The 15,130-nt window shown below is 45.6% G+C and carries 10 protein-coding genes; 8 read left to right on the top strand and 2 right to left on the bottom strand.

Going from position 1 to position 15,130, the window contains the following annotated elements:
• Positions 1-17 precede the first annotated feature (17 nt).
• Positions 18-1,244, bottom strand: a complete 1,227-nt coding sequence (locus tag ACTF5U_RS08205) for a hybrid sensor histidine kinase/response regulator (protein WP_438971147.1) — start codon at positions 1,242-1,244, stop codon at positions 18-20.
• A gap of 92 nt (positions 1,245-1,336) precedes the next feature.
• On the opposite strand from ACTF5U_RS08205, the gene ACTF5U_RS08200 reads away from it, so the two are divergent.
• From ACTF5U_RS08200 to ACTF5U_RS08165, 8 genes are all read left to right on the top strand, one after another.
• Positions 1,337-2,521, top strand: coding sequence for an HDOD domain-containing protein (locus tag ACTF5U_RS08200; RefSeq protein ID WP_438971146.1), 1,185 nt, complete (start codon positions 1,337-1,339; stop codon positions 2,519-2,521).
• 1,504 nt (positions 2,522-4,025) lie between these two features.
• Positions 4,026-4,544 (top strand): GspH/FimT family pseudopilin, encoded by a 519-nt coding sequence (locus ACTF5U_RS08195; protein WP_438971145.1) that lies wholly within the window; start codon positions 4,026-4,028, stop codon positions 4,542-4,544.
• A complete protein-coding gene (pilV, locus tag ACTF5U_RS08190; RefSeq protein ID WP_438971144.1) occupies positions 4,538-4,981 on the top strand; it encodes a type IV pilus modification protein PilV in 444 nt (147 codons plus the stop codon). Before ACTF5U_RS08195 ends, pilV begins: the two co-directional genes overlap by 7 nt.
• A complete protein-coding gene (locus ACTF5U_RS08185) occupies positions 4,978-6,000 on the top strand; it encodes a PilW family protein (protein ID WP_438971143.1) in 1,023 nt (340 codons plus the stop codon). The genes pilV and ACTF5U_RS08185 overlap by 4 nt, the downstream gene beginning before the upstream one ends.
• 7 nt (positions 6,001-6,007) lie before the next feature.
• Entirely contained in the window at positions 6,008-6,535 is a 528-nt protein-coding gene (locus ACTF5U_RS08180) for a pilus assembly PilX family protein (protein WP_438971142.1), read from the top strand.
• A 52-nt stretch (positions 6,536-6,587) separates the two neighbouring features.
• Positions 6,588-11,066, top strand: a complete 4,479-nt coding sequence (locus ACTF5U_RS08175; protein WP_438971141.1) for a pilus assembly protein — start codon at positions 6,588-6,590, stop codon at positions 11,064-11,066.
• Positions 11,067-11,369 (top strand): hypothetical protein, encoded by a 303-nt coding sequence (locus tag ACTF5U_RS08170; RefSeq protein ID WP_438971140.1) that lies wholly within the window; start codon positions 11,067-11,069, stop codon positions 11,367-11,369.
• A complete protein-coding gene (locus tag ACTF5U_RS08165) occupies positions 11,366-11,758 on the top strand; it encodes a type IV pilin protein (protein WP_438971139.1) in 393 nt (130 codons plus the stop codon). Before ACTF5U_RS08170 ends, ACTF5U_RS08165 begins: the two co-directional genes overlap by 4 nt.
• Before the next feature lie 372 nt (positions 11,759-12,130).
• Here ACTF5U_RS08165 and ACTF5U_RS08160 read toward each other — a convergent pair.
• Positions 12,131-15,130: type I secretion C-terminal target domain-containing protein (locus tag ACTF5U_RS08160; protein ID WP_438971138.1), on the bottom strand; the 3,000-nt coding region annotated here is incomplete at its 5' end.

Raw genomic sequence — 15,130 nt, 5'->3', positions numbered from 1 at the left:
CTTTTGTATCAAATGAGTCATAAATGATAATTAGTTCTATTATCAAATACAAATTTGGCTACCGTCGCTCGAATTTTTGCAAACTCCACAGGCTTAGTGAGGTAGTCATCCATTCCCAGTTGCATTGCTTCTTCTATATCATGCTTCATCGCCTGTGCTGAAACTGCAGCGATTGGAATAGTTTTGAGTTCATCAATCCCTCGAATAATCTGCAATGCTTTCAACCCACTAATACCTGGCAGATTTATGTCCATCAGAATTAATGCCGGTTTATTTTTCTTCACCAGTGCGATGCCATCGTGAGCATTATCTGCAAGCAGTAATTCTACCCCAGAAATCTCGTCGAAAAACTCGGTCATCACAAGTCTATTAACGGCATTGTCTTCGATATATAAAACGAGGGAGTTAGACGAGGGTGGAGTTTTATTTTCTGTTTCACTTAGCGCCAATGTTGAGGTGGAGTTTGATTGTGGGAAACTCTCTAAGCGGCATAAATTAAACCAGAACTTACTCCCGCGCCCCAAGTCACTTTCCACTCCTATTTGCCCTCCCATTGCTTCTACAAACATTTTCGAAATCGTTAAACCGACACCGGTTCCTTCAATGTTTGTACTGTACGAGCTGAGTCTTCTGAATGGCTCAAATATCAAACTCTGCTTATCTTCGGGGATACCCAGCCCGGTGTCTGATACAGTAATCTGAGTCTGCTCACCTTGAAAAACATCAACATCTACCCTACCTGAAGGTCTATTGTATTTAATCGCATTGGAAACTAAATTTACTAAAACTTGTTTTATTCTTGTCCTGTCACCTAAACACCAAATTTCTTGCCCCACGTTGTTAAAAACAAGTTTGATAGCGTTTTCCTCAGCGAGTTGGGCTAGCTCACCCAAGCTCGCCTGTATCAGTGCCGAAACTTCGACCTCTTCTGACACTACTTCGCTTTGTCCCAACTCTAACTTTGAGATGTCAACCACTTTATCGATCAGGCTCATTAAGTGCCTGGCGGAGGATAAGACTATCTCCAGGTATTCCTGATTTTTTGGACTACGGTCAGAACCATTCGCTATCAAAAGATCTGTAAAACCGATGATTGAATTGAGCGGTGTTCTGAGTTCATGACTCATCAAAGACATGAACTCCGCCTTGAGCCTGCTAGCTTCATTATCATTAAGGAAGTCACCCTGCTTGACGCCCAGCGCAGCTTCCACTTCTGTATCGTTTTTGTCGATCTTTTCTTTCATTTAATCTATAGTTTATGGTAACAATTGATAGGGTATAGCTTAATCAAGATCTTATCACCTTCTAGAAAGATAAACATTCGATGTTCGGAATTATGAAAAAAATCAAATCAGAGCTTGATTATATTAGCTCCAGCCCGTCTCTGCATAAACACACGCTTCTGGATTCCTCCGGGAACATCAGTGCCAGGCTAATAGAGTTAGACATTTATCAGCTTATAGAGTCAGGTAAACACCATGAAACGCTGGTTGACTTTGTCAACTTTTTGTTCCAAGAGACTGAAAAAGCATCCACACTGAATTTCATTAGTGTCTCTGCTACAACATATGAATGGTTGGCTAGTAATCAGCTAGACACTCGAGCATCATCTTGGTTGTTAGACGCAAATGACCTCAAACAGGCGTTTCAGAACAAACTCTTAACGCCGGGGGAGATTCGAAATCTGAGTCTAATTTGTGGCATTGATGAACTCGAATTTGCCCTCTCATTAATACCTTACTACATTTTCGTCGATAACTCTGATTCAGAAGCTCTTATGACCACATTAACGTCATATGGGCAGCATGCCGGAGAGACTAGTCTGGCTTTATTAAATGCAAAAGACACGGATGATAAGCTCAAAGACTATTTTAATCTTTATCATTTCAGTACCAATAAACCTTATTCAGCCGAAAAAGAAAAAGGTCATTTTTCCAACCTGGCGAATATAGCTCAAGTTATAAGAAGCAATAACCTGGCGGCTGAAGAGATACGCAATAGAATTGCAAGCGAGCCTGGACTGGTCATCAAAATACTCAAAATCGCTAACTCCGCATACTACGTCAAGAACCTCAAAATAACTGGGCTATTAGATGCTATTGTGAGGATGGGATCAAAAAAGATTCTCAATCTTATATACCTCACTATGCTCCAGGAATTAGAGCCAGCATCTAAAAACTTGATATTTGAGTCATTAATTAAAGCATTCATGACTGAAGCTCTGTTTAAGAAAATTAATTCTGGGGGTGACAGCGAAACTGCTTTCTTAGTCGGCCTGCTGTCTCAACTTCATCTAATGCTTGGTATTCCTAAAACTGATGCTCTAAGAGAATTGCAACTAAATGATGAGATAACTGGTTCCATTCTGCACATGGATGGCCCTTACGGCGAGTCATTAAAAACCATTGAGTTGTTCCTTAGCGGGGATTGGGAGTCTCATCTCGATGAGGTAACACTAAGACACTGCATAAAGGCATACTCTAATGCCATCGATAATGCTTCGGAATTGCAGCTCAGTTAGAGCTCTTTGATGAAGGCTCATTTCTCAAAATTAGACTATAAACAAGCATCCCAGCCGGATACACAAAAACCTTATTTGCGAGAAATTTCATTTAAGTCAATTCCCGAGCAGGCTCAATGCCTGTTTGTTCAGGACAACAATGGAGACGTTTTCGCTGCATTGGTAGAACAGACTGTATCGGAGTATGAGACAGCAATCCAGATCATTAGGGACTTTCATTCAAAGCTGTCATTGAAAAACCATAGGGCGACTAACTTAATCATTAAGGTCTCACTAATTACACTGCTCCAGCTTGAGACCGATAAACTTGAATACCCATGGCTATGGCTTTGTATTGATGATGAGACTTTTGAACACTCAAGCTTAGTAAGGGCAATCAAGTCAACTCAGAGGCGCTACAAAATAGGGGGTTGCTTGGGACGCGGGGTTAGCAGTAATACACGTCATTTTGACCGTTCCAATAAGCTGGATTTTGTGCTTTGTGAAGCTGACTATATCCCCCCCATGTCTTTTCACTTTTTTTTAGAGAGAAACTTCATTTATCAGATTTTATCGACCGAGTCGACGGAAGTCCTTAGTAGGGGATCGGGGCTGAGACTAAGACTGCTGGATAGCGGCAAAAAACACTCTCTCCATGAAACAGCTTCTCTTGAAAACCAATCGGTCCTGACGATACTTGAAAAAATTCATGAATCAGAGTTGAACACAGATGCACTTGATCATGTTCTTCCGCTTCTGCGATTAAGGCCAAAACTAATAAGCCTCTTGCTCAGAAAAAGTGCTACATCTCTCAATTATCAAAAAAAAATCCGAACACTTTATGAGCTGGTTTTGTTCACAGGCTTCTTGAGATTGAAGCAGATAATCAGAGACTCTCTCAAATAGTCACTAGGTTCTGCACTGCGTTTGTAATGAGGAAGTCTAAGAATGAATAAATATCCTTAAGCAACAATTTGAATTGATAGAACCTGTTCTAGTCCATTTTCTGGAGACTGCGTGGAAGCTTATAGGTGGCAGAAGCGAGCTGATGTCAGGCGAAGGAAATGAAGTTTCAAGTTGAAGTTAGAGGATGCCAAACAATCTGAAAGCTGGGTATCAACTTCTGGGACGAATTTATGCCACACTGACGCTACTCATCATGCATAGAGAGAGTCTCAAGACTGAGTGTTTGGTTGGAACTGACAAACCACATTAGCTCAAAAACGCGCTGTGCCATTTAGGAAAACAAAATTCCTGAGCTTACTCATTTTATGAATATCCATGTGCATCTATTGGTATGTAACCTTAGATAAAAGGTGCATTACTCATTGTAAATTCTGCTCAATACCTCCCAATCCCCCCGCTCTCCTGTATCAAAGTTAGTCTTATATCTTTTTCAACTCAAAACTCACTTCAAACGACAAAATGCAGACTGCTCAATAAGTTTGTATGTTGACAAGCCAAAAAAACTTCTGAATAATTATCAAATATTTATACTATAACCCGCATAATATGGAAGTCTTACATGATGTCGAAAAGCTCGGGGTTTACTTTCATTGAACTCATGACAACTCTAGCAGTGGTAGCAGTTTTGGCTGCTATATCTGCACCCAGTTTTAGTGAAATGCTGAGAAGCCACAGGCTGACAACACAAGCAAATCTCTTTTTGAGCCAAATGCACTTGGCAAGATCTGAAGCTGTCCGTCGAGGTCAGCCAGTGATGATTCTCAGTAACTCTGCTTCACAAGACTGGGCTGATGGTTGGATTATTTTCACAGACTCCGCCTTCGACGGTGAGTACGACCAGAATACCGACACTGTTCTCTACGAGCAAAGCCCACTGCTGAACCATATAACGGTTCAGAGTGATAGCAATATAGACGATTGGATTGCCTATCTACCGACTGGTTATCCGACTGCATCGGGTAATATTGCAGGAAGCGGGGAATTCCAACTGTGCAATACCGACTCAGGTAGTACCAGGGTACTCAGAGTCAATACTACTGGCAGACCGGAAATAACAACCTCAAGTAACCCATGCTAAAAAAAATCAACACAGGTTTCACTTTGATAGAAGTCTTGGTAGCTCTGCTTGTTCTAGCAATCGGGCTCTTGGGCCTGGCTTATTTGCACATCACTTCACTCAAGATAAATCAGAGTGCTGAACTTAGGACATTAGCTACCAATCACGTTGCTGATGTGTTTGAGATCATGAGAGCCGATCTGAATAACGCAAGAGCAGGCTCCTACGACCTGGAGATCAGTGATGATAGCCCAAGCGGTAACAGCATCATCCAAAGACAATTATCCTCATGGATGAATCGAGTCTCTGAAACTTTACCAGGAGGTGATGCAGCCATTGATTGCACTAGCTTTGGTAGTCTCTCAGGTACTCTTTGCGACGTGCGGATAATCTGGAGAGAAATACAGGATGACGGCACGCTCGGTATCACATCGTTCAGCTACTCGGCAGCACTGTGATAGCTCACAACAAGACTGAAAATGGTTTCTCACTGATAGAGCTGATGATTGCTCTACTTATCAGCACTATCATCGCTGCAGCAGTCATTCAATTATTCCTCTCAAGCCGCCAGGTTTACCGTGTTCAAGATGCAAAAGCCCATATTCAAGAAAATGGTCGCCTGGCGATGCAGGTACTCACCGATAGCATTCTTAACGTTGGCTACAGAGGCTGCGGAACATTCAACATAGCTGATGCAGACATCAACAATACGTTGAATAACCCGGATGCTTTTGGCTGGGCCTATGCCACCCCCATCGAGGGCTTTGAGGCAAGTGCCAGTGGGTGGTCACCTTCTGCTGATACCTCACTCTCTCTGGCCAGTTCAGGTACCGACATCATCACGCTTAGGCTGGCCAATGACCCAATAGTAAAAGTTACTAAACATCCCGGCGGCACTCCGCCTGGGTCAGCTAACCTTCAGGTGACAACCGGGAACCAGCTTAAGCCTGGTGACATTGTCATGGTTCACGATTGTGAGTCAACAGCAGTATTTCAGATCAGCAGTGGTAATCCTGATACGTCAGGCTCCATACCTCACAACACTGGTGGTAACTTCACTCCTGGTAATGCAACCCAGGCACTTGGCAAAAACTATGAGGGGGCCTGGTTGACGAGGTTATCAACACGATCTTTCTATGTCTCCCAAGGCAGCAATGGCCGATCATCACTGGTACAGCATGACTCTCTCTCAGGGAGTACAGCCATTGCTTCAGACATTGAAAATATGCAGATTCAATACGCAATCGACACCAATGATGACAAGTTAATTGACAACATGGTGACTGCTGACGCCGTGACAGACTGGGGTCAAGTTATTGCGGTTAATGTTGAAATTGTCGCGGTGAGTGCCAGTGACAACTTAACTGTAGACGGACCTCAACCATACCTACTTGCAGGGAATCTGTTGCAACCAGATGATCGTCGGCTTAGACAGGTATTCAGTAAGACGATCACTCTAAGAAACAGGGTACGGTGAGCCTAATATGAAAAGTCAACAATCTGGGGTAGCACTCATAATTACACTTATGATGTTGGTTTTGATGACTCTGCTGGGTTTATCAAGTATTCGCAGTGGTGCCATGGAACAAAAAATGGCTGTTAATTTCCGAGATGCGGACATGGCATTTCAGGCTGCTGAGGCTGGTTTGAGATCTGCTGAAAACGACATCCACGCTGCAACAAATGAAATTTTACCGAGTAGTGATGGAGCCACCGGCATCTGGTCACTTGGCATCATGGACACAAACGGCAATGACACAACCAGTTGGTGGAACGAGAAAGATAGCGCATGGTGGGAGTCGAAAGCAGCAAAACAAGACATGGACTTGTTAGGCATAGCAAAACAGCCAAGAGTCATTGTTGAGTATCAATATTTTGTCCCAGATGAGCTGGTCGTTGGGGATGGCAGCACTGAAACCGGGCTTGTCTATTACAGAATCACTTCCAGGGGCACAGGTGGCAGTGATAAATCACAAACGCTCCTACAAAGCACATTTGCAAGGAGATACTAAGTTGCTGTCTAATTTGAGAATCTTTTTTATATCAAGCCTCGTAAGCGGGCTTTTGGGCACGACGCTGCAAGCCGCCAGCCTCAATATCAGTAACGTTCCACTCTATCTCGGTGGAGGTATTGCACCTAACGTTATCTTCACTCTAGATGATTCTGGCTCCATGCAGTGGGAATTTATGCCAGATGATAACTACACCTACTACCTCTATCCCGTTCCTGAAGATGTGTATGGAGCAGATACCTTTAGCAATTTTATTCCTGCTTTTGAAGACACCTCATACAGCTCAAGAGTGAGGAGCAGTGACATCAATGCTATTTACTACAATCCTGCGATTACATACATCCCCTGGGCCCGAGCGGATGGCAGTTCAATGGGGCCTGTTTCCCCATCCTGTGCACCTCACAACCCATATCAACCCGGGCTGGGTTGTCGTGATTTAACTGAAGAAAATAGAGAGAGAGCCAACTGGGAAAGCTACAACGGCGGTCAGCATAGTTTCCCGGATGATCTGACAGTCAGTTGGAATGATAGGCAATCTTTCTGGCCGGCTGTTTACTACAGGTTTGATGGTGGCAACAGTTGGAACGCAGCGAATTACACTAAGTTCGAAATCAGACCGGGAAACAACTATCCTCGAGCGGCTAATCGCTCTGACTGCCTCAGTCAGTCTTATTGCACTTATCAAGAAGAAATACAGAACTTCGCTAATTGGTACAGCTATTATCGGTCGAGGATACTAGCTGCGCGGGCTGGAATCGGGCTTGCTTTCTCAAGACAGGGTTCAGGACTTCGCGTCGGCTTTGCCAGAATAAACCAAGACGACGCAGAAATAGATGATGTAGACAGTAACGGCACTATGGTGAGAGGTGTGCGCGCGTTCACAGGCAGTGACCGGGATCAGTTCTTTAGTTTGCTATACGGTACAGAAATCGACTTACGTGGGACCCCGCTTCGACGTTCAATCAAGCAGGTGGGTGAATACCTTCAACGCGATGATCAGTTTGGACCTTGGTCGGAAATACCCGGCACAAACGATGATCAGCCGCAGCTTACCTGCCGACAGAACTATAACATTCTCATGACTGACGGATACTGGAATGGTAGTTCACCCTCAGAGGGTAACGCTGACAATCAGACAGGAACTCGACACACCAACACAGATGGGACCAGCTATCAGTATACACCGTCCAATCCATACAGAGATCAGTGGTCCGACACGCTGGCGGATGTGGCTATGGAATTCTGGAAAGAAGACCTGCGCCCGGACATGCGAAATAACGTCCCTGCTAATGATGAAGACCCAGCTTTCTGGCAGCATCTTGTCAACTACACCATTGGACTCGGAGTAAATGGCAGGTTAAATCCGGCTACAGACCTATCGGTACTGTCTTCAGGCTCACTGAATTGGCCTGAGCCCGGTGACGATAAGATAGAAAATATTGATGATTTGTGGCATGCAGCAATCAACAGCCGTGGCCGCTATTTCAACGCCACTGAACCCGGCGCGTTTACTTCAGCGCTGGATGGCATTCTCACAAATATCAGTAGTCGAAGCGGTTCATCATCAAGTGTTGCGATCAATTCCAGTACCGTCTCAAGTCAGAGTCGCATCTATCAGGCACGATATGAGAGTGGCGACTGGACTGGTGATTTGATTGCTTTTGGATTGTCATCAAACAATTTCCCAGTAGAACAATGGCGAGCTTCAGATTTAATCTCAGGCCCGGATAAACGCAACATCTTCACCTTCGATGGCAATGAGGGCCAACCCTTTTTGTGGGATTCGTTATCCAGCCAACAACAATCTTTGCTGGGTTCAGAGCCCGTTCTGGAATACCTTCGTGGCGAAATTTCAAATGAACAACGCAATGGTGGTAGCTTCAGAAACAGAGGCTCACTACTTGGCGACATCATTAACTCCAGCCCTATCTTCTATGCCGGTCCCTCACAGCGTTATCCTGATAGTTGGGGAGCTGATTCACCTGAAAACACATCGCCCTATTCCAGCTTTGTCAGTCGCTATTTCAACCGGCAGCCGGTGATATATGTCGGTGCTAACGATGGCATGCTGCATGCGTTCAATGCGGATACAGGTCAAGAGTTATTTGCGTATGTTCCAGAATCAATTTTCCCGCAATTGCCACTGCTTGCCGATCCAAGCTATGGTCATCGCTTTTATGTCGATGGTACGCCAACTATTGTAGATGCATTTATTAATGGGCAATGGCGAAGTATTCTATTATCAGGTCTCAGGAGTGGGGGACAGGGAATCTTCGCACTCGATGTCACCGAGCCAGAGAGCTTTGATAGCGACAATATACTGTGGGAATTTACAGATTCAGATGATCGCGATCTTGGCTTTACCTTTGGTAAACCAAGTATTGCCAGATTGCATAACGGCGACTGGGCGGCGATTTTTTCTGGCGGCTACAACAATACGGTCGATAATGGTCTCGATGGTGGCTCAGAAGACAGCAATACCGGCAATGCCGTGCTGTACATTGTGAACCTTGCTGACGGACAGTTGATCAAGAAGATTGATACCGGTGTGGGGAGTGATGAGGACCCGACAGGACAGAATCGGCCAAATGGCCTCTCAACACCGGCTGTTGTAGATTACAACAGTGATGGCATTGCTGACATAATCTATGCTGGCGACCTGTTTGGCAATCTGTGGAAAGTCGACATCACCAGCGAAAATAATAACCAGTGGGATATTAGTCTGAAGCAGGGCAACACCCCTCTTCCGCTATTTCAGGCCTGTTCTGCAGATTCGGCTTCTCCGCCTGTCAACCCACCCTCTCCAGCACCTCCCTCGATTACAGTTGATGATCCCGGCACATGGAATGACAGTGGAAGAGATGTACGCACTTTTGATGATGATACACGTGTGCGTCTCACGCCAGACGAAAGGGAGCGTGTCACTACAACATCAGCAGAGTTCACACTGAATGACAGTTGCGATGTTTCAATCACAATAAACTTCGATGATGCCCGCGATGATGACCGTGTCAATGTGACATTGGACAACAATCACTATGCAGAAATACGACGCGATGACGGTGATTGGGAGCTGAGATCCCGGGACACTCAGAACGCAAGTTGGGATGAGGATACGGGTTTGTTGACCTTTACCAATGTGTCTGCGGGTAGCTATGAGATGTCTGTGTCAGCTTATGCCAGAAATAACAGTGATGACTTCGAAGCAACATTCTCTGATCTGTTTGCAAGCTGTCTCGGTACGGGGTCAACAGAAGAATCCTCTTCTGATATTAATTGGCAAGATACCGGCCGTGATGTGGATGTTTCAAATGATGGTTCTGAAGTCACTTTAACTCCTGACGAGGATGAAGCAGTTGATACCGAGTCAAATACATTCACGATAGCTAGTGAATGCAGTGTCGTCCTAAATACAGAGTTCTCAGGCAGTGAGCGAGGAGATCGCCTCATTATCAGGCTGGATGGTGATCACTTCGCAGAGTTGGAGAAACAGTGGCAGCGCATCCGAGGTGACTGGACCCTAGACTGGTTCGTTGAAGACAGCGAGGGCGCTGACTGGGACCGTGACTCTGGAACACTGAGTTTCAATGCTGTTACACCCGGTAGCTATCGACTCGAGGTCGAGGCCATTGCAGATGATGATAATGATGGTGGCTTCGATGTCTCCATCAGTGGCTCGCCAACAAATTGCAGTGATGACAACGATAACGACAACGGCGGTGGTAATGGCGGCATTGGCAGTGATGATGACGCAGCGTGTGCTGCTAATAACAGACAACCGATTACCACTCAACCACAGGTGACCAGACATCCTACCGGACTCGGCTTCATGGTACTTTTTGGAACAGGTAAGTATTTTGAAGTTGGTGACAACACACCTGATAATCAGCTGACACAATCTTTCTATGGTTTATGGGATAACACAGCCGACGATGCCACATTGACTCGGTCCGATTTACTCCAGCAATCGATTTTGAGCGAGACAGTTCAGAGTAGTTATGAAGTCCGGGTCACCAGTGATAACAATATTGACTGGACACAACATAAGGGCTGGTTTATGGATTTGTTCAGTCCTGCCAGTGATAACAATGAAGGGGAACGACAGGTATCGAAAGCACTGATACGAAATGGCAGGATTATATTCACGACACTATTGCCATCTGAAGATCAATGTGAATACGGAGGCTCTGGCTGGTTAATGGAACTCAATGCCTATTCTGGCTCACGCCTCCCATACTCTCCTTTTGATCTCAACGGTGACCGTGTTTTTGATACCAGTGATTATGCAACTTTGACCCAAACCAATGATCAAGGCGAATCAGAGACCTCAGAAGTGCCTGTCAGCGGCAAAAAATCCAAAGTCGGTATTATTCCCACCCCGGCTGTCGTGACAACCGAGGACGGTACAGCAGAGCTGAAATATACCAGTGGCTCCACTGGAAACATTGAAGTAACGACAGAAAATCCTGGTCCGGGCATTACCGGTCGACAGTCATGGCGCAAGTTACAGTTACTTCCCAGGAGAAACTAAATGAACACAAAATCCATTGCCGCTTTCCTGACAATAAGCGGCTTTTGCGTTGGTGCGCAGGCAAACGGTTATGACTACAGTGGTGCAGTGATCGTACATAGTTACAATGACAACAGAATTGAGATTGATTATCAGCTCTATAGCATTAACCTTGATACTGTAATTCAGGGTAATACACTGCGGGGTGAATATGGTGCTAAATTAAGAGCTGGACAGCAGGTTGAGTTCAATACCGTACCTTCAACAGATGGACCGCCTCTGATAACACAGCTCCGGATAATTAATGACACTGGTGACTCATGATCAGGATTCGCTCAGGGGGCTTTAGCCTGATCGAACTGATGATTACCGTGGTAATTATTGGTGTCATTGCCGCAATTGCTTTACCGTCTTACGCTCAGTATGTGCAAAAAACACGACGCACCAACGCACAGTCTGACTTACTTGAGCTAGCTGCCTACATGGAGCGTCTTTATGGCGAGCGTTTTAGCTATGCCGGTGCTAATTTGCCCTTTATTCAATCGCCGAAAGATGGCGGCAGCAAGTACTATGACCTCGCCATTGTTGCCAGTGACTCTGACAGTTTCACCCTTTCAGCCACCCCTAAAAATTCACAAGTCGGTGATCGATGTGGCACCATGACCATCAATCAAACAGGAAGCCATACTGCCGCAAAGTCTGACTGCTGGTGACATTACCTTCCAGCTAACACTGCAAACAAAGTCTGCTGTTAATTTCATCTTTTGCAATCAATAGCCAGTCATCATCCAGTGCTGTTCTGATGGGTCAATAAACATCGACCACCCCGGATTGGCTTACTTTTATTAATCCCACGTCCATCAGTTCATAGAACCAATAAACCAGGCTCTGCTCCGGGATGTTGGCGTTTTTAGTCAGACTTATCATGAGTTTGTTCAAAGTACAAACCGTTCAGCACAATCTCTGATTACAGTCCAGACAAGAAGCGAATGCTTTTGATGTATCTGCATAATGTGAGAAAAATACTAAAAAAAAGGCCGGCACAAGGCCGGCCAAAGTTGGCAACAGGATATGCCAATTCTGAATTAGCTCTGATCGACGTTCAGTTGCCCGTTGCTAATCAGCGTATTGATAATGTCGGCTTGAGACAGCCCACTAGCATCGACACCTGCCAGTGCATCAATCGAAGTGTCTTCAAGCGTAATCACCTGGCTAATATCGCCCTTGCCGGCAGGAGTAACCTCAATAACAACATCACTGCCACTCTCGGTCACACTGATGTAATCGGTGATGTCGTTTGATTCTTCATTATGTAACAAATCAGCGAGGTTGAGAGAATCGCCCTCGCTCGCATTAAAGTCACTAACAATATCGCTTGCAGGCGAGACTTTCGTGCCTTCATCACCACTCTCCCATTTGAAGCTATCAGCACCATCACCACCGATAAGAATATCGTTACCACTACCACCTATCAGGATGTCGTTACCTTCAGCCCCCTCCAGGTGATCGTTACCGGCAGCACCATCAAGCATATCATCGCTGATGCCACCCAGCATCAGATCACCCTCACTGGTAGCTGTGGTGACAGCCGTCTCGGCCACAAAAGCACTATCCGCGATATTGATAACCAAATCGGCACTGTCACTATCGCCATCAGGCTGCGTGAGGGTATAACTGAATACTTCCTGCTCACCGACATTAGCCAGCTCAGTATCAGGAACATAGGCATAATCACCATCATTGTTGATAAACAGATCACCATAACTACCAGTAATCGCTTTATAACCGTCCACAGTAGCATAGTCAGCATTGCTGGAATCGGTCAGGTTATCCCAAAGAGTGCCATTAACAGCAGCTAATACCGCGCCTTCAGCACCCAGGTCATCACTGGCACCCCACTTACCACTGCTTGATAGCGAAGTGTTAGAGTCAGCTAAAACATTACCTGTTGCAGCCGTAATAGTAACTGCTGCAGTAGCTGACATCGTAGTTGTCAGCTTAATATCATCAAGTTCGACCTCAAGATCATCTTTGTACGAGCCTTTACCTGAGTCATTAAGTGATAATTTCAGAGTATAACTACCTGCGGAAAGGTTCTCAATTGCAATACCTTCACGATCTGAATCATCAGTATAGAGCTTGCTATCAATGCTCACAGCGCCTTTGTATAACTCCCAGGAAAATTGATCTCCTGATTGGAACTCTCCGGAGTCAACCTCAATATCAAAGACCAGTTTTCCAGTTTCCCCCTCATTGATAGTGAACGATCTTGAGCCATTCGTTGATGTATCACCATCGCCATAATCATCGGCCTTCAGTTCTAAGGATTCAATATCACGTGTACTGCTGCTGCCCGGGACTGTAACTTCCTGAACTAGAGCATTGTTGACATTATCAACAGCCACCACTTCACTGCTATCATTCAGACTCACGGTCAGTTGTGCGGTTGAGGTATCACCGTCGCTATCTTTGATGGTGTAGTTGATGGCTGCACTGCGGTCTTCTGCGACATCCAGACCCGCTGTCGGCGTGAAGGTGTAGTCGCCATTGGCGAGGATTTCAACACTACCAAACACACCCTGAGCGTCACTGACATTAAAGCTAACAGTGTTGCCATCATCAGCGAAAGTATGAGGTTGACCTTGATAAACTAACGACACCAAGGAAATCGGAGCATCGGCACCACTGATGTCATTGGCCAGCAAATTGCCTTGAGCAGTGCTGGCCACTTCACCAATGGTCGCTCCCAGTGTCTGTGCCAGCGTGTCGAGTTCTGAAACAATAATGACATTACTATCGTCATCTCCATCCGTAATGTCACGCCGAGCTTCACCCTCACGCCATGCAACAGGCTCAAGTTGATCTTTGTCATCGTCACTCAGGCCACCGAAACCGACCGCGTAGGCGTTAGTGAAGCCCTGCTGTGTTAGAAATGCGTACCAGTCTTCTTCCGTATCACGATCCACTTCATAAGAGTCTTTGCTGGGTTCACCATCGGACAGGAAGAAACTGATGAGGTCATTACCTCCTGCTGGTGGCGCGACATAATCGTCCATCACCGTTTCCAGTGCTGCTTTATAGTTGGTACCGCCATCGCCTTCTAGTTCATTGATTACAGACAAGGCATCGTCTAGATCGGTAAACCAGAAGCCACCCTGATCATTGGTGTACACCTTTCCTGAGACAGAAAAGGTCGCAAGGAACACGGAATGAATGTCAGCCTCACCAAATAGATTGGTGACTGCTTGCTTGATTTTATCCATGATGGAGACATCATCTTTTCCTGGTGCATCATCTTCCATGCTGCCGGATGTATCGATGATTAACACCACATCAGCGCCTCGAGCAGTAGTGGGCTCTTCAACGACCTCAATATCGTTGACCGCGGTTGGAACACTATCGATAGTGACGCTAAAGTTAGCCGCAGTGGTTTGATCATCATCACCGTCCCCTGCAACCGCACTGAAGTTTAACGTCAAATCATCAGGCACCACCTTGGAGGTGAGACTGAAGTTTTGAATGCGAACACCGTCATTGGCGTCGGGCATATCAAAACGCAATTGCAGACTGCTGAAATCGACATCAGATTGCACATCAACAGTGACTTTGTCGACATTTTGCAAGTTGCTATAACTCAGAACGCCTGAATCCACAACCTGGTTATTGTCATTCAAAGCTGCCCAATGAATATCGGTGCTATCGACTGAACCGGTTTGTGCGTCCATCTCAAAGCTCAGACCACTTGCCGGTGAGTCCACAGACATCACAAAACCTTCATTATCATTCAGGTTACCGTTAGCGATACCAAAACCGAGACCATTTGGGTTCAGATAATCGTCATGCTCTCTATCATCGTCATGATCTATGTTCAGATCGATCGCTTCATAATTGTTGTCCGAATCGAATAGCAAACCATCAAATGTCACGTTGGTTGAGCCTGCATTCAGATTGATGGTCTCAACTGGCTGACCGGCACCAAATTGATTACCAATCGCGGTCGTCATAGTAGGCTGTGGCGTCACCAACTCGAAAGTGTAAGTATTGTTAGTATTGAGTGTGAGCTCGTAAAACACCTCACCTGTATC

This window comes from Methylophaga sp., from assembly GCF_965655755.1.
Classification (GTDB): Bacteria; Pseudomonadota; Gammaproteobacteria; order Nitrosococcales; family Methylophagaceae; genus Methylophaga.
This window is presented reverse-complemented; position numbering and strand designations above follow the sequence as displayed.